Origin of the sequence: Pseudomonas aylmerensis, assembly GCF_001702265.1 — a bacterium.
In the GTDB taxonomy this organism is placed as follows: Bacteria; Pseudomonadota; Gammaproteobacteria; order Pseudomonadales; family Pseudomonadaceae; genus Aquipseudomonas; species Aquipseudomonas aylmerensis.
Genome location: NZ_MAUE01000002.1, coordinates 1 through 15,821 on the forward strand (window position 1 = coordinate 1; position 15,821 = coordinate 15,821).

The following is a 15,821-nucleotide window of genomic DNA, read 5'->3' on the forward strand; positions in this document are numbered from 1 at the left end:
GATTGCGGTGTGTGAAGACGAAATGAACCGAAAGTTCGACGCTCACAAAACACCGAAAGCTATCACATACCCAATTTGCTGAAGCGAGACCATATGGTCACGACTCAGTACCCGAATTTCTTGACGACCATAGAGCATTGGAACCACCTGATCCCATCCCGAACTCAGCAGTGAAACGATGCATCGCCGATGGTAGTGTGGGGTTTCCCCATGTGAGAGTAGGTCATCGTCAAGATTAAATTCCAGAACCCCTGTTTGCTAACGCAAACAGGGGTTTTGTTTATGTAGAAGTCCATGAATTTCATCGGCACGTTGCTTCATGACGGGCTGATACACAGAATTTCTTGACGACCATAGAGCATTGGAACCACCTGATCCCATCCCGAACTCAGCAGTGAAACGATGCATCGCCGATGGTAGTGTGGGGTTTCCCCATGTGAGAGTAGGTCATCGTCAAGATTGAATTCCGAAACCCCTGTCTGCTAGCGCAGACAGGGGTTTTGTCGTTTATGGGAAGATGGAAACCTCTGTGGTTCGAACCCCTGGGCATCCGAGAGAGGCAATCCAAAGGGCAACCCATATTGCCGACACAAAAAAGCCAGTGCCTGCTATCAGGCACTGGCTGGGGTTGAACGCTATCGGATTAGAACTGGTAACTCAGTGTTGCGCTGACGTTGCGTTCTTCCCCCAGATAGCAGAAGTTCAGGCTGGCACAGGAGGCTACATACGTCTCGTTGGTCAGGTTATTGGCATTCAGTCGCACATCCACACCCTTCAAGCCGACCTTGCCTAAGTCGTAACCTAGCGAAGCATCAAACAAGGTGTAGGACGGTACCTTCATGGTGTTCTCCGCATCTGCCCAGCTGTACCCGACATAGCGCACACCGCCCCCAAGCCGCACTCCGTCCAAGGCGCCACTATCAAATTTGTAGTCCGCCCACACCGAGGCCATATGACGAGGTGCCTGTGTCGGCGAGTTGCCCTTGTTCTCAATCACGTTGTCCGCGGTACTCAAGGTACTCACCATCGACTTGGAATACTCGATGTCGGTGAAGGTGTAGCTACCCAAGACCTTCAGGTTATCGGTTAGCTGCATATGAGCCTCCAACTCCAACCCCTGAGAGCGCACAGCGCCTACGGCACGATAGAAGTTCTCCTGTGGCAACTTGGTCGCGAGGTTCTCCTGGTCGATGCGGAACCATGAGGCCGTAAACAGGTTGTCAGTGCCCGGCGGTTGATACTTCAGCCCCACCTCCCACTGCGTCCCGTCCGTAGGCGCGAGAGGATTGCCCGAGCTGTCTGAATAAGAGTTCGGATTGAAGGACTCGGAGTAGCTGACATACGGCGCCAGGCCGCTATCAAACAAGTACAGCGCGCCCGCGCGGCCGGTGAGCTTGGTTCGCTTGTCACTGATCTCAGTGCCGAGTGGTCGCCCCGCCTCAGCGATACGATTTTCATCGGACGTCTCTACCCAGTCCTGGCGCATTCCCAGGGAAAAACGCCACTTATCCATTTCGATCAGGTCCTGCAGATAAACGCCGGTCTGTTCCAGGCGTCGCAGATAACTGGTCGGGCTGTAGTAACTGATAGCCGAGTTGCCATAGACCGGGTTGAACGCATTGATCGGTTGCAGTGACCCGCTCGTCCAGTCCACCACCGTTTTACGTCGTTGATAATCTGCGCCCATCAGCACGGTGTGCTTGGTGGCCCCCGTAAAGAATTCGGCTTGCAGCATGTTATCGATGATGAACGCATGCAGCTTCTCATCACCGCCCGAGTAGTAGCGATTCAGTTCATTGCTGGTCGGTGTGGTCCAGCCGTAGGCGTATACCTGATCCAACTTCACCTTGGAGTCCAGGTAACGAAAGTTCTGGCGCGCGGTGAAGACATCATTGAAGCGATGCTCAAACTGATAGCCAAACGACTGCTGATCGCGCTTATAGCCATCAACCCCCGGCTCACCCTCAAAGAAGTGGCTGGAGATCCGCTGACCATTGCGCTGATGCAATGCCCCATCTGCCGGCATTCCGCCGTGGTAGCCGCCATCAGGATCGTGCTGCAGATACGCTTGCAGCGTCAGCGAAGTGTCATCGGTAAAATCGATGCTCAGTGTCGGCGCCAAAGCGAAGCGCTTTTCCTTGGCGTGATCAAACTGTGTGTCGGACTTATCCGTTAGCCCTGTGAGTCGATAGGCAATGCGCTTGTCATCATCCACAGGCCCACTGAAGTCAAAGCCCATGCCGCGCTGCCCGTTGCTGCCGACGGTTGCCTGCACCTGGTGATAAGGCTCGAACAATGGCTTCTTGCTGGTCAGCGCCACCAGGCCGCCGGGCGAACTGCGTCCATACAGCACTGAAGAGGGGCCCTTGAGAATGTCCACGCGTTCCAGAAAGTACGGATCCACCTGCATCGTGCTGTACGTACCGCTGTCCCCCATGGACTTCAGCCCATCGAGGTAAATGTTATCCACAGAACCATCGTTGAAGCCGCGCATTGCCACATAGTCATATCGATGAGTGGCGCCATATGGGTTGGTCAACACGCCAGGGGTGTAACGCATGGCTTGAGCAACCGTCTGCGAGCCCTGGTCGTCCATCTGCTCGCGCGTGACGACCGAAACCGTTTGCGAGGTTTCCAGCAACGCGGTGCTGGTCTTGGTCGCGATCTGGCTGTGAGTCGCGTTGTAGCCTTCCATGCTTCCCAGTGCGTTACCCAAGGCAAATCCCTTGATATCAGTGGTCGGTAACGTGAGCGCAGTACTTTGCGGCGTCGCCTGCAGCACGAAACTGACACCGTCTTCGGAAATAGCCTGCAAGCCGGAGCCGTTGAGCAAATGATTCAGGCCCTGTTCGGCGGAATACTCGCCCTGCAGTCCGGTCGATTGTCGGCCCTGAGTTTGCGCAGGCGTGGCGGAAAGAGTGATGCCTGCCTGCCGGGCGAACTGATTGAGCGCGTCGCTCAGCGGCCCTGCGGGAATCTCATAGTGTTGACTGACCTGTACGGCACCTGCCTCTGCGGCCATGCTGCTGGTCGATACCACGCTGATGCCCATCGCTGTCGACAGCATTGCCGCGCGTACGGCTTTCCTCAATAACGGGTAGGAAGAGTTGGAAGAGTTGCGGGGAAAACGCACAGTCATGATCAAGGTCCGTAGAGGCCGGTGAGGGCAGATTGAAGGCTTACTGTCTAAGCCGGTCTCACGGGAAAAAGCCGCCAAAAAAAGTCAGCACATCAGACAGACCGCTCAAGGCTCACCCACCAACGCGTGCGATAGCGCACCTGGACGGGCAGGGTCTGCGGCAAGATCGCCAGCAACTTGTCGGTGTCTTCCAGGCGGAAAACCCCCGATAGCCGCAGGTCGGCGACATCTGCCGAGCAACCCAGATAGCCATGACGATAACGTCCTACTTCCGCTAGGAAATCAGCCAGGCGCATGGCACGCGTCACGATCAGCCCATCAGCCCAGGCGCTGATGTCCATATCCAGGGGGGGGACAAGGGTGGCCTGGGTCGGGCTCACGAGGTAGTTTTGGCCCGCGTGAACCTGCGTTGACAGGCCATCTGCCTGGTGCGGGGAATGAATGGCGACATTGCCGCTGACCACACTCAGCCGCGTGCATTCGCTGTCTTGGCGTACGGCGAACCGGCCATCGATGCCTTCGAGCAAGCCGTGGCGTGTTTTCACCAGCAACGGCGTGGATGCGGCCGCGCCGCAGGTCACCAGGATTTCGCCGCGCAGCAGGGTGATCAGGCGTTGCTGCGGGTTGAAGTCCAGGTCCACTGCACTGTCAGTATTGAGTTGCAGGCGGGTGCCATCCGGCAACTGGATGCTGCGCCGTTCGCCGGTGGCCGTAGCGAGGTCGGAGGTCCAGCGCTGCCAGCCGGCGAGGTCGCGACTGATCCAGGCCGCGGATCCGAGCAGCACGACACCCGACAACAGCTTCAGCGCCTGCCGTCGTCCCAGCCCCTGTGCACTGCTCTCAAGTGCCCTATGCGCCCCGGGAATCGCCGTGAGTTGGCTGCTCAATTCCTGTTGCAGCGCCTGCACCCGTTGCCAGGCCAGTTCGTGGTCGTGGTGAGCGGCGCGCCAATGCTCACATTGCGCGCGCAGGCGCACATTGGCGCGGTTGTTACGCAGGCGCAGTGCCCAGCTGATAGCTTGTTTGACCACCTGGGGATCCGGCCCGGAACGCGCGACGTTATCCATCGGCGTCATGATTCATACCGCAGCACGTAACAGTGGTAGAGCGCTTCGGCGACGTATCGCTCGACCGAGCGCAGCGACACGTCCATCTGTTGTGCGATTTGCTTGTACGTCAATCCATCGCACTGAGCCAATAGAAAAGCCTTACGCACCTTTGGCTTCAGTCCTTCAAGAAGTCGGGCGACCTCTTCCAACAACTCCAGCACCAATGCCCGCGCTTCGGCACTCGGGGCCAATGCTTCCGGCAAATGGGCGATGGACTCAAGGTAGGCCCGTTCGATTTCCTCGCGACGCCAGTGATCAATCACCAAGCCGCGTGCGATGGTGCGCAGGAAAGCCCGAGGTGCCCTCAGTTCAAACCGTTCGGTTTTCTGCAGCAGCCGCACAAAGGTGTCTTGAGCCAGGTCGGCAGCATCCGCAGCATTCCCCAGGCGCCCGCGCAGCCAGGTCTTCAGCCAGTGGTGATGGGTGCTGTAAAGCGTGTGCACGACATTTTCACACGCGAGGTACTCAGAAGACGGCATTCAAACTGACCTGGCCAAACGTTACAAATGATAATTAGTCGCATTGTTTGGGAGGCTGAAAAATTTTGCAACTCTGATCCTTGTACGACAACCACTTGTCGGTTTCCTACGCAAAATAAGGATCCTTCTCACAATTTCCTAAGTTTTGCCGGGGCCTGGCCGAAAGCCTGACGAGCCATGCGTGCACCGAAATAGAGCAGCCACAGAAGCTGCCTATACCGTACATGGAATGTTCCACTCGGCACGCTCACCCCCCTTTGGCAAAAGAAGTCGATGAAATGAATCTCAAATTCAGTCATAAAATTCTGTTGGCCGCGTCAGGCGTCGTGGTTCTGGCCTTCGCGTTATTCACCCTCTACAACGACTACCTGCAACGCAGCACCATCAAGCAGAACCTGGAATCGTCTATCCAGCAATCCGGTGAACTCACTGCCAGCAGTGTGCAGAACTGGCTCAGTGGTCGAATACTGGTGCTCGAAAGCCTGACGCAAAACATTGCCCATCAGGGCAGTGGTGCCGACCTCCCAGGATTGGTCGATCAGGCGGCCTTCACCTCCAACTTCCAGTTCACCTATGTCGGGCAAACCAACGGTGTGTTTACCCAACGTCCTGACGCGAAGATGCCCGACGGCTATGACCCTCGCCAGCGCCCCTGGTACAAGCAAGCTGTAGTCGCCGATAAGCCCATGCTCACGCCGCCGTACATGGCCGCAGTGGGTGGGCAGATCGTAACCATCGCCATGCCAGTGAAAAAGAACGGCGAATTGCTCGGTGTGGTCGGTGGCGACCTGAGCCTGCAGACCTTGGTGAAGATCATCAACTCGGTGGATTTCGGTGGTATTGGCCACGCGTTTCTGGTCAGTGGTGACGGCCAGGTCATCGTCAGTCCGGATCAGGACCAGGTGATGAAAAACCTCAAGGACATCTACCCAGGCACCCACGTCCGTATCGAGAAAGTCAGCCAGGATGTGGTCCTCAATGGTCAGGACCGAATCTTGTCATTCACCCCTATCAGCGGGTTGCCGGGTGCAGATTGGTACATCGGCCTGTCGATCGACAAAGACAAAGCCTACGCACCGCTGGGTAAATTCCGTACTTCCGCACTGATCGCCATGCTGATCGCCGTGGTCGTCATTGCTGTGCTGCTGAGCTTGCTGATCCAGGTACTGCTGCGCCCTCTGACCACCATGGGTGTGGCCATGCAGGACATTGCCCAGGGCGAGGGCGATTTGACCCGCCGCCTGGCTGTCACCAGCAAGGATGAGTTCGGCGAAGTCGGCAGTGCGTTCAATCAGTTCGTGGAGCGCATTCACGCCTCGATTTCCGAAGTGTCTTCGGCCACTCGCCAGGTGCATGACTTGTCGCAGCGCGTGATGGCGTCTTCGAACGCCTCGATCGTCGGCTCCGACGAACAAAGCGCCCGCACCAATAGCGTGGCCGCCGCGATCAATGAGCTGGGGGCGGCCACCCAGGAAATTGCACGTAACGCCGCCGACGCTTCCCAGCATGCCAGCGGTGCCAGTGAGCAGGCCGACGATGGCCGCAAAGTGGTGGAGCAGACCATCCTGGCGATGTCTGCGCTGTCGCAGAAGATCAGCCTGTCCTGCACGCAGATCGAAACCCTGAATGCCAGCACCGACAATATTGGCCACATCCTTGATGTGATCAAAGGCATCTCCCAGCAAACCAACTTGCTCGCGCTCAACGCCGCCATCGAGGCAGCGCGCGCTGGCGAGGCCGGGCGTGGTTTTGCGGTGGTCGCCGATGAGGTCCGCAACCTGGCTCACCGTACCCAGGAGTCGGCCGAAGAGATCCACAAGATGATCACCTCGCTGCAAGTGGGCTCGCGTGAAGCGGTGACCACCATGAATGCCAGCCAGGCATCTAGCGAAGAGAGCGTAGAAGTCGCCAACCAGGCCGGTGAGCGCCTGGTCAGCGTGACGCAGCGGATCGTCGAGATCGATGGCATGAACCAATCCGTCGCCGCGGCCACCGAGGAGCAGACCGCGGTAGTGGAAACGCTCAACGTCGACATCAACCAGATCAACCTGCTGAACCAGCAGGGTGTGGCCAACCTGAATGAAACCTTGAAGGACTGCGATGCGCTGTCGCAGCAGGCCAATCGGTTGAAGCAACTGGTCGACAGCTTCAAGATTTGAACCGCTGATCAACCTGGCAGGCGCGGAGCATTCTGCTCCTGCCGCTCAACCCAGCAACCGCCGCACATTCTCCAGGGCACTGTCGGCGAACCCCTGCAAGAACTGCTCGAATCCAGCCTGTGCTGCATCCATGGGCTCGGCAACGAGGGTCCAGGTCACCCTGGAACACTCCGTACCCATGGCTTCCACCTGGATGGCCGCCCACAACCTGGCCACGCCCAGCGTGTTGTAGAGGGTGGTCCAGGTCATGTGCATGGCGTGTTCGTCGCGGCTGTTGAGTTGCTCCACGACACAGTGGCCGTCGCGGAAAAACTTGCGACGTAAAGCGCCCACGCCGGTGCCGATCATTTCGATATGCGTGAGCGCCGGGATGAATACGTTGAAGCCGGCAAACTGTCCCACCATGCTCCACAGGCGGGTGGCAGGGCAGTCGACCACGACAGAGGCCACGATCGGCGGGGCGCTCGGGTTGCGGATTAATGTATCGGGTTGCAGTGGTTTCATGAGGGTGTCCTGAGGCGTTTCAAAGAAAGCCGATGGCCTTGAGGTAGTTGCAGCCTTTGCTCAGCAGTGCCGCGTCTTTTTCCGGGTACTGCTCCCCCATCTGCCGGACGCCTTGCCGCGCGTTGTCATGACGAATCATTGAGGTGTCGCCGATGTCTTCGTCCAGGCGGTCGAGGTAAAAGCCGAGCACGCCAAACAATGCGTTGTCCTGGTTGACCGTACGCAGCGCCTGCTGCCAGTGCGCGACGCTCACCCGTTCGAAACTGTGGCCCGCCTGGCTGAAGGCATCCAGGTAGTGCGCCCAACTCAAAGGCTGTGGGTTGTGCAGGTTGAACACGCTTGCGCCTGCTTGAAAGCTGGCGCAGTGGAACGCAATGAACCGGGCCAGGAAGTCCACCGGCACCAGGTCGAAATTGAGTTCCAGACGCGGTAGCAGGCCCAACTGGAGCGAGCCTTTGAGCATCAGCATCAGGCGATTTTTCTGCGGCTGGCAGGCACCGTTGCGGCTGTTGAAACTGATGTTCCCGGGGCGATGGATATTCACCCAGGCACCTTGGCTTACCGCGTGCCCCAACTGCCGTTCGGCAACCCATTTGGAGAGGTTGTAGCCGTTCTTCAGATACAGCGGCAACGTGTCTGATGCCGGCGCTTCGAGCACGTGCCCCGAGGCGTCGATGCTGCTGCAGGCCGACAGCGTCGAGATAAAATTGAAGACTTTCTTGCGGCGGGTCTCGCACAGGCGCAAGCACTCGAAGATGGGCTCGACGTTGTCCCTGGCCAGCGTGGCGTATTCCATCACGTGGTTGACGCGCGCGGCGTTGTGCACCAGCACGCCGTAGTCTTCGGCAAGCGCGTCATACACCTCATTGGCCAGGCCCAGCAGCGGCAGGCTGATGTCGGCCGCGAACACCCGTACTCGGCTCAGGTCGAGACCTTCCAGGTGGTATTCGCGCAACGCATGCTGGAAGCGCGCCATCGCTGTGTGCCCCGGTTCTTCCCTTACCAGGCACGCCACCTCGGTTGCGCCACCGGCCAATAGCGCTTCGACGATATGCACGCCGACGAAGCTGTTGGCGCCTGTCACGATCACTTTGTGCGCGTCGCCTGCGCGGTCCTCGGGCAGTGTGTGGATCACCCGCTGCCGTTGAGCATCCTTCACTGCCTGGCCAGACGGAGAGTCGGGTCGTTGACCATCTTCCAGCAAGGTCGCAAGCGTACGAATCGTCGGGACTTCAATGAAATGGCTCAAGGCGAAACTGCGTCCGAATAGCTCGCGAGTGCGCAGCAACAAGGTCGACAGCAAAATGGAGTGACCACCGAGGTCGAAGAACCCCTCATCGATAGACAACCCGCCGGCGGGTACTGCCAACAGTTCGCTCCACAGGTGGGTCAATCGCACCTGCAACGGGGTGCGTGCAGTGCGTTGGCTGGGCTGCGTCGGCGCTGGCATCGGCAGGGCCCGCAGAGCCTGGCGGTCGACCTTGCCGTTGCTGGTGGGCGGCATACAGGGCAACTCGCTCCAGCAACCGGGCTGCATGTAATCCGGTAGCTGTTGCCGCGCATGCTGTTGCAGGGTCGCGATTGTGGCGCCCGGTCGGGGTTGGGCGACGAACGCCCGGATGCTGCCGTCTCGGTCGATCACCACCGCCACCTGGCGATACAGCTGACTGTTGCGCAGGCAATGTTCAATGTCCTGGGGCTCGACCCGAAAACCACGGATCTTCACCTGATCGTCGCGCCGCCCTCCAAACACAATGCCGTCGGCAGTCCACTTGGCCAGGTCACCGCTGCGGTAGGCCGGCAGGGTCTGGCCGCCAGGCACCGCCAGCGTCACAAAAGGGTTGGCGGCCCCTTGGGGTAGGTTCACATACCCCAGGCTCACACCGGGGCCGACGATATACACCTCGCCCATCACCTGTTCATCCACCGGTTGCAGCTGGTCGTCGAGGATCAGCACCTGGCTGTTGGCGATAGGCTGGCCAAGGCTGCGATTGCTGTCGCCGGGGCGCAAGGTGCGATGGCAGACCAGCACCGTGGCCTCGGTGGGGCCATAGAGGTTGTGAAACTGGCATTGTCCCGCCAACTGCTCGATCACATGGGGCTCGCAGACATCGCCTCCGGTCAGCAGGTGCCTCAGGCCCAGTGGTTGATCAAGCGGCAGAATGTTGAGAAGGGCCGGGGGTAGAAAGGCGTGAGTGACGTGTTGCCGGCGCAGCAGGTCGAGCAGTTGCCGGGGATCGCGTCGTTGCGCTTCGCTGGGGACGATCAGCTCGGCGCCTGCTATCAGCGCAGGAAAGATATCGATCAGCGACGAATCGAAGCTCAACGGCGAAAATTGCAACACACGGCTGTGTTCTCCCATGTCCATGCAGGACCTGAACCACGCGGTGAAATGCGCCAGGTTGCCCTGGCTGAGCAGCACGCCCTTGGGCTGGCCGGAGGTGCCCGAGGTGAAGAGCGCCATGCAAGGCGCATCGGGGCAGGGACGAGGGTGCATCAGTGCCGCGTTGGTGTCGGCATCGTGCGGGCTCACCCTACTCACATCTAAAGCATTGAAGCGCCCCCGCAAGGGGTGTTGGCCGGCGTCCAGCAACACCCGTGCTCCCGCGCTGTCGAGCATACCCTGATGGCGGTGGGGAGGCTGTTCCAGTCCGAGTGGCAGGTACACCGCCCCACAGCCCAACACTGCAAGAATGCTGGCGTACAGCTCGATGGATTTCTCCAAGTATACGCCGACCACCGCCGGCGTCTCGACTGCTTCCAGCAGAGGTCGCAACCGGCGCTGGATCGCCAACACCAGGACCTGCAACTGGCGGTAGGTCACCTGGCGTCCGGCGATATTCAACGCAGGCCTGTCGGCGAACGTATGAAGGCTGGCCTGCACCTGTTCGATCACGGGGACCCGGGCCTCCTGCAGCAATGCAGGGTCTGCGGTTTGATTGAATCGGTGTATGAACGCCAGCGCCTCAAGCGCTCGCAAGTCGTGCTCCGGCCAGTCGTTGGCTACCGCACTCGAACAGAAGTACCCAGGGTCCCGCGAGAAACTGCTGACGTGCAGCGCGATCCATTCAACCAGCGCACCGGTCACTTGTTGGCGCAGGCGCTTGCCGTTGCCACTGGGCTCATCGGCGATGTCCAGCACCGCCAGCAGTCGCCGCTCATGCCCGTAGGCCCGCAGTTGCAGGGCTGGCAGGCCGTGCTCGTTCAACGGCCCCATGCCGGCGCGCAGGCCTAGCATCGGGTGGTGGTCCGCGTGTGTCGGCAATGCCTGGCTACCGTCTTCAATCAACAGGTCGATGGCCTCGTCGCCCGCGATATGCCCATACCGTTCCAGCTCTTGCCGGATGGCACCAAGGGCGCTGCTGGTGCCGCTCCAGCCGATCTCCAGGCGCCTCATATCGGCCTCCCTGGCACCGGCAGATAGTCCTTCAACGCCAGCGCCACACTGGGTGTCTGCAGCAAGCCGCTGTGCTGCAGGAAGCCCATGATATTTCCCAGCAAGGGATGCTGGCGGTGGATGGGGAACGCCAGCGCGGCGACTTCATCGCGCAGTGCATTGCGCAAGCTGTGGCTGATGTCGAGGTGGTCAATCAGGTGCAGGTCGAAGTTTTTCTGCAAGTCATTGGTCAGGTAATGGGCGAGGAACGTCGGCAGTACCTGAGCGATGCTGTCACGGTCGGCCGCACTCGCGGATTGCCAATACAGGCGCACCAGCCGCGTCCAGAATTGCGCATGACGACCTTCGTCAAACAGGTGGTCGGCCATCAATCCACGGACAGAGGCCTTGACGCTGCTGTCCTTGGAGAACGCCGCCACATCCTGGGTGACGGTATTTTCGGCGATGGCCACCCCGATCAGCTCCACGGCATCACGAAGGTGAGCGGGTACCTGCGCCTGTGCCGCCGGCAGGGCGTGGCTCAATTCGATCTGGCCTGGCAGGTCCAGCGGTTGGATACCGGTCATGGCCACGGTTTGTTGCAGGAAATCCAGCGCGACCAGCGCGTGATAATCCTCGTCGACCACGACCGTCATCGCGTCTACGCGGCAGGCCAGCGGGAAGGGCAGCGAGAAGCGATTCTTGGCAATGCTGCGCGCGGTCTTGTCGACGATTTCGGTTTCGAAAATCACCACGTCGTTGATGAATTTGTAGAAGCTCTGCACCAGCACGAAGTCGCGCCAATGCGCACAGTGTTCGAGAAAGGTCGCGCTGAGTACCAGGGGTTGGCGGCTCAGGGGATAGATCAATTTGTCATCGTTTTCGAGCCAGCGACGGGGGCGGGTGCGAATGGTTGCGCGGCGCTCCCAGTCGTCGGCAATGGAGGGGTAGTCGGTGCTGTTCATGGGCGCACCCTGTGCAGCGAGGCCCGCACCTCATCCCAGAAGGCAAGGCGGCTCTGCACCGCCGCAAGGGCTGTGTCGCAGGCTTGTCGCGGGTAATCCGGATCCGCGCTGACCAGGCGCTCCAGCAACCGCTCGGCCGCCGGCCCGTGCTCCTGGGAGTCCACTTCGATATGGCGCTTGAGATAGCCCTGCAAGGTAGGCGCCGGGTCATGAATGAGTTCATCGGCTTGCAGGAGGTGCTCGAACATCGTCGGGATGACCCGTTCACGGCCGTGAAGAAATGCCGCCGCGACACAATGAGTGGGCGCGTTCAATGCAATGTGCAGCGTGGCACTGACAAAGCGGGCAACACCGGCAGGCACATCGACCGCCTGCAACGCCGAGTCGGCTTCCAGGCCCTGGCGCAGCAGCGCGATAAAATGCTCGATCGCCGAAGTGCTGGCGCCGACCTCGGCCATGGCCTCCAGGTACAGTTCGAAGTGGCTGCAATAGCCTTGTCGGGGATGCGAGTCCGATTCTTCGCCCAGTACAATTTCATTGATCAGGCGCGCAGCGTGTGGGTCGGCAGGTGGAAGCCAGGGCAGGCGAGTACCGGCCAGGTCCTGTTGCAGGCGTTTGGTGAGGGTCATGAAATCCCACACCGCAAATACATGACTTTCCATAAAAAGTTGTAACTTGTGGCGCGAAGTTATTTCTGCAAATAACGGGTGATTGCATAACTGCAGTTTGGTCTGTTCAAGTAACGGTTGATACATGGTTGATGCCTATAAGTTGTTGCGTCTGCTGTAGGAACAGCGAGGGGCTATTGTGATCGGCAATAAAGAAAAGCGGATGTAAACCAGGCGTGATGCGCACGGCCGCCCACAGGCGGTGTGGCGCTGTTGAAGAGGGCGGCTGGTTTAGTGATAAAAGATAATAAGCGGGTTAAACAGTTTGGCGAGCATATAAATGTGTTAGAAGTTTTTCTAAATAATATGTGCTGTCAGTAAGTTACTCTATTGCAAGTAGGAGATATCTTCGGTGCTACGCCCCTGTCCGACGGTGGGGCGTAGCGCTTGAAGGGCGATAGGGGTAAACAGAGGTGCGCGGCTTAGTTGTCGCCTTTGTCCAGGCCATTGAGGTAGGTCGTAATCACTTCCATGCCACGCATCAGGTGATTGCGCAGGGTCAGGATGCTTTCATCGATTTTCTTCTGTGCCACCAGTTGCAGCAGCTCACGGTGGTCTTCCTGGGAGGTTTCGCCCAATCCCATCGCTTCCAGGTTGAAACGCAAGAAGCGTTCCTCCTCATTCAACCCGTGCTCCACCAACTTGAGCAACCGCTGGTTGGGTGCCTTGCCATAAAGTGCCATGTGGAACAGGCGGTTGAGGCGGCCAATCTCGGCGTAGTCTTTTTCTTGCTCCAGCGCACAGATCAAGGCGTCGGCTTCGGCGATATCGGCCTCGGTGAGCAAGGGGATCGACAAGCGCAGGGCTTCAGACTCCAGCAACATTCGCAGTGCATAGGTTTCCGCCGAGTTATCTTCGATCAACGGTGCGACCACGGCGCCCTTGTGTGTCACCACATGCAGCAGTGACTGGGCTTCGAGCTGGCGCAGGGCTTCACGCACGGGCATGCGGCTGACCCCGAACAGGCTGGCCAGCTCCTGTTGGCGCATGGCAGTACCGCAAGGCAATCGCCCATCCAGGATGGCATTGCGCAAGGTTTCTTCAATCACGGAGCGAGCGAGATGGGCGGGAATAGGACCGCTGATCTTGATGCTGTTCAATGGGTTCGGCTTCTGCGTCACGGTTACGCTATCCTCCTTATTAGAATAGGGGTGGCTAATTGGATCCAATGCACACTAGAGACTGCTTATAGGCTTGTCAAACGGGCACGGTTTCGGCTTGTAAGCGGTTCAACACAGCGCTCCCGGCGCCCACATCCAGCCTTTATGGCGTCTTACGCGACCCGGTTTCAAGAGCCGCCTGCCGAGTCGGCATTCGCCGCAGGTGTTGACCCGGACTCAACGCTTTATTGCCCTGCTGTTTATTGCGTCAATAACGCGCCGGGCGGGGTTGCGCCGCTACATTCCCGCATATCGATATTCACTAACGGTATTTAAACTGCTGTTCTTATATCTATAAAGTCACTCTCCTGTCTGACCGGGAGTGACCTCATGTCCGCCACCTCTACTGTTCCAACAGCGACCACCGCCCAAACATTCGAGATTCATCCACTGCCCGGCAGCGTTGGCGCCGAGATCATCGGCCTGGACTTGTCCCGCCCGGTCAGCGACGAGGAGTTCGCGCGCATTCACCGCGCCCACCTGGACCATCACGTGGTGGTCTTCCGCGACCAGCGCATCACCCCCGAGCAGCAGATCGCCTTCAGTCGCCGCTTCGGTGTGCTGCAGATCCACGTGCTCAAGCAGTTCCTGCTGGCCAATCACCCGGAAATCCTCATCGTTTCCAACATCATCGAAAATGGCCAATCCATCGGCCTGGGGGATGCGGGCAAGTTCTGGCATTCGGACCTGTCTTATAAAGAGCTGCCGAGCCTGGGCTCTATGCTTCACGCCCAGGAGCTGCCCTCCGAAGGCGGCGACACGTTGTTCGCCGACATGCACAAGGCCTGGGACCAATTGCCCGAGCACCTGCGCAAAGCCGTTGAAGGCCGCAGCGCCGCGCACTCCTATACCGCGCGCTACAGCGAAACCAAATTCGAAGGTAACTGGCGCCCGACGCTGACTCCCGAGCAGCTCGCCCAGGTGGCCGAGGTCGTGCACCCCATCGTGCGCACCCACCCGGAAAACGGGCGCAAGGCGCTGTTCGTCAGTGAAGGCTTCACCACCCGCATTGTTGGCCTGCCGGAAGACGAAAGTCGTGACCTGCTCGCCCAGCTCTACGCCCACAGCGTGTTGCCACACAACATCTACCGCCATCAATGGCAGCCCCATGACCTGGTGTTCTGGGATAACCGCTCGTTGATCCACCTGGCCGCCGGTTGCCCGAGCAATCTGCGCCGCAAGCTCTATCGCACCACCATCCAGGGCGACGCGCCTTTCTGATTCGGAGCATGACCATGTCCAGGAAAATCCCATTTGCACGATTGGCCGCGACGGTTGGCCTGGGTGTCAGCCTGTTGGCTGGCAGCCTGGTAGCTCCGGCGGCTGCGCACGCCGAAGGTGAGATCCGCATTGCCGAGCAGTTCGGCATCGTCTACCTGTTGCTCAACGTCGTACGCGACCAGAACCTGATCGAGAAATATGGCAAGCAGGAAGGCATCGACATCAAGGTCGACTGGACCCAGCTGTCCGGTGGCGCGGCGGTCAACGACGCGTTGCTCTCCGGTTCCATCGACATTGCCGGGGCCGGTGTCGGCCCGCTGCTGACCATCTGGGATCGCACCCACGGCAAGCAGAACGTCAAGGCCGTGGCGTCCCTGGGTAACTTCCCGTACTACCTGGTGAGCAACAATCCGAAGGTCAAGACCATCGCCGATTTCACTGAAAAGGACCGCATCGCGGTGCCGGCCGTGGGTGTTTCGGTGCAGTCGCGCTTCCTGCAATACGCCGCCGCCAAGCAGTGGGGCGACAAGGAATTCAATCGCCTCGACAAGTACACCGTCGCCGTCCCGCACCCGGACGCCACGGCGGCACTGATCGCCGGCGGTACCGAACTGACCGGGCACTTCTCCAACCCGCCATTCCAGGAGCAGGCCCTCACCAACCCTAACGTGCATGTGGTGTTGAACACCTACGACCTGCTCGGCCCGAACTCGCCGACGGTATTGTTCGCCACTGAAAAGTTCCGCAACGACAACCCGAAGACCTACAAGGCATTCGTGGAAGCGTTGACCGAAGCGGCGCAGTTTGCCCAGAACGACAAAGGCGCCGCCGCCGACACTTACATTCGCGTGACCAAGGCCAAGATCGACCGCGCCGAGCTGCTGAAAATCATCGAGAACCCGCAGTTCGAGTTCAGCGTCACGCCGAAAAACACCTACCCGCTGGCGGAATTCCTCTACCGCGTCGGCGCCATCAAGAACAAGCCGGAATCGTGGAAGGACTACTTCTTCCAGGACGCCAAGCCCCTGCAAGGAAGTTGAG

The 15,821-nt window shown here is 59.4% G+C and carries 11 protein-coding genes and 2 rRNA genes; 5 read left to right on the forward strand and 8 right to left on the reverse strand.

Going from position 1 to position 15,821, the window contains the following annotated elements; genetic code table 11:
• Positions 1-119: 119 nt before the first annotated feature.
• Positions 120-235, forward strand: a 5S ribosomal RNA gene (gene rrf / locus BBG20_RS00830).
• Between the two features lie 108 nt (positions 236-343).
• Positions 344-459: ribosomal RNA gene (gene rrf, locus BBG20_RS00835) — 5S ribosomal RNA — on the forward strand.
• Between the two features lie 184 nt (positions 460-643).
• Here the strand turns inward: rrf (BBG20_RS00835) and BBG20_RS00840 are convergent.
• The 3 genes from BBG20_RS00840 to BBG20_RS00850 all read right to left on the reverse strand — a co-directional run bounded on the left by BBG20_RS00840 (position 644) and on the right by BBG20_RS00850 (position 4,727).
• Positions 644-3,139 carry a TonB-dependent siderophore receptor gene (locus tag BBG20_RS00840; RefSeq protein WP_065899490.1) on the reverse strand — a complete coding sequence of 832 codons (2,496 nt, stop codon included), beginning with the start codon at positions 3,137-3,139 and terminating at the stop codon, positions 644-646.
• A 92-nt stretch (positions 3,140-3,231) separates the two neighbouring features.
• Positions 3,232-4,215 carry a FecR domain-containing protein gene (locus tag BBG20_RS00845; RefSeq protein ID WP_083221302.1) on the reverse strand — a complete coding sequence of 328 codons (984 nt, stop codon included), beginning with the start codon at positions 4,213-4,215 and terminating at the stop codon, positions 3,232-3,234.
• Positions 4,212-4,727, reverse strand: a complete 516-nt coding sequence (locus BBG20_RS00850) for a sigma-70 family RNA polymerase sigma factor (RefSeq protein ID WP_065899492.1) — start codon at positions 4,725-4,727, stop codon at positions 4,212-4,214. Before BBG20_RS00850 ends, BBG20_RS00845 begins: the two co-directional genes overlap by 4 nt.
• 278 nt (positions 4,728-5,005) lie before the next feature.
• Between BBG20_RS00850 and BBG20_RS00855 the strand changes: the two genes are divergently transcribed.
• The gene (locus BBG20_RS00855; protein WP_065899493.1) at positions 5,006-6,886 is read left to right on the forward strand and encodes a methyl-accepting chemotaxis protein; all 1,881 of its coding nucleotides are present in this window, start codon (positions 5,006-5,008) and stop codon (positions 6,884-6,886) included.
• A gap of 45 nt (positions 6,887-6,931) precedes the next feature.
• Here BBG20_RS00855 and BBG20_RS00860 read toward each other — a convergent pair whose 3' ends face one another.
• From BBG20_RS00860 to BBG20_RS00880, 5 genes are all read right to left on the reverse strand, one after another.
• Positions 6,932-7,390: an SRPBCC family protein gene (locus BBG20_RS00860; protein WP_065899494.1), complete on the reverse strand. Its 459-nt coding sequence runs from the start codon at positions 7,388-7,390 to the stop codon at positions 6,932-6,934.
• 19 nt (positions 7,391-7,409) lie between these two features.
• Entirely contained in the window at positions 7,410-10,787 is a 3,378-nt protein-coding gene (locus BBG20_RS00865) for an amino acid adenylation domain-containing protein (RefSeq protein ID WP_065899495.1), read from the reverse strand.
• The gene (locus BBG20_RS00870; RefSeq protein WP_065899496.1) at positions 10,784-11,731 is read right to left on the reverse strand and encodes a diiron oxygenase; all 948 of its coding nucleotides are present in this window, start codon (positions 11,729-11,731) and stop codon (positions 10,784-10,786) included. Before BBG20_RS00870 ends, BBG20_RS00865 begins: the two co-directional genes overlap by 4 nt.
• On the reverse strand, positions 11,728-12,486 hold the full coding sequence (locus BBG20_RS00875; RefSeq protein ID WP_065899497.1) for a DUF3050 domain-containing protein: 759 nt from the start codon (positions 12,484-12,486) through the stop codon (positions 11,728-11,730). Before BBG20_RS00875 ends, BBG20_RS00870 begins: the two co-directional genes overlap by 4 nt.
• A gap of 335 nt (positions 12,487-12,821) precedes the next feature.
• Entirely contained in the window at positions 12,822-13,520 is a 699-nt protein-coding gene (locus BBG20_RS00880; protein ID WP_065899498.1) for a GntR family transcriptional regulator, read from the reverse strand.
• Between the two features lie 369 nt (positions 13,521-13,889).
• On the opposite strand from BBG20_RS00880, the gene BBG20_RS00885 reads away from it, so the two are divergent.
• Both BBG20_RS00885 and BBG20_RS00890 read left to right on the forward strand, forming a co-directional pair.
• On the forward strand, positions 13,890-14,780 hold the full coding sequence (locus tag BBG20_RS00885; protein ID WP_065899499.1) for a TauD/TfdA dioxygenase family protein: 891 nt from the start codon (positions 13,890-13,892) through the stop codon (positions 14,778-14,780).
• 14 nt (positions 14,781-14,794) lie between these two features.
• Positions 14,795-15,820 (forward strand): ABC transporter substrate-binding protein, encoded by a 1,026-nt coding sequence (locus BBG20_RS00890; RefSeq protein WP_065899500.1) that lies wholly within the window; start codon positions 14,795-14,797, stop codon positions 15,818-15,820.
• Position 15,821: the final 1 nt, after the last annotated feature.

What these genes read in the sequence shown, in the direction of transcription:
- BBG20_RS00855 (WP_065899493.1), top strand. Translation starts at nt 5,006, where the DNA reads ATGAATCTCAAATTCAGTCATAAAATTCTGTTGGCCGCGTCAGGCGTC.
- BBG20_RS00850 (WP_065899492.1), bottom strand. Translation starts at nt 4,727, where the DNA reads ATGCCGTCTTCTGAGTACCTCGCGTGTGAAAATGTCGTGCACACGCTT.
- BBG20_RS00840 (WP_065899490.1), bottom strand. Translation starts at nt 3,139, where the DNA reads ATGACTGTGCGTTTTCCCCGCAACTCTTCCAACTCTTCCTACCCGTTA.
- BBG20_RS00885 (WP_065899499.1), top strand. Translation starts at nt 13,890, where the DNA reads ATGTCCGCCACCTCTACTGTTCCAACAGCGACCACCGCCCAAACATTC.
- BBG20_RS00860 (WP_065899494.1), bottom strand. Translation starts at nt 7,390, where the DNA reads ATGAAACCACTGCAACCCGATACATTAATCCGCAACCCGAGCGCCCCG.
- BBG20_RS00890 (WP_065899500.1), top strand. Translation starts at nt 14,795, where the DNA reads ATGTCCAGGAAAATCCCATTTGCACGATTGGCCGCGACGGTTGGCCTG.
- BBG20_RS00875 (WP_065899497.1), bottom strand. Translation starts at nt 12,486, where the DNA reads ATGTATCAACCGTTACTTGAACAGACCAAACTGCAGTTATGCAATCAC.
- BBG20_RS00865 (WP_065899495.1), bottom strand. Translation starts at nt 10,787, where the DNA reads ATGAGGCGCCTGGAGATCGGCTGGAGCGGCACCAGCAGCGCCCTTGGT.
- BBG20_RS00845 (WP_083221302.1), bottom strand. Translation starts at nt 4,215, where the DNA reads ATGACGCCGATGGATAACGTCGCGCGTTCCGGGCCGGATCCCCAGGTG.
- BBG20_RS00870 (WP_065899496.1), bottom strand. Translation starts at nt 11,731, where the DNA reads ATGAACAGCACCGACTACCCCTCCATTGCCGACGACTGGGAGCGCCGC.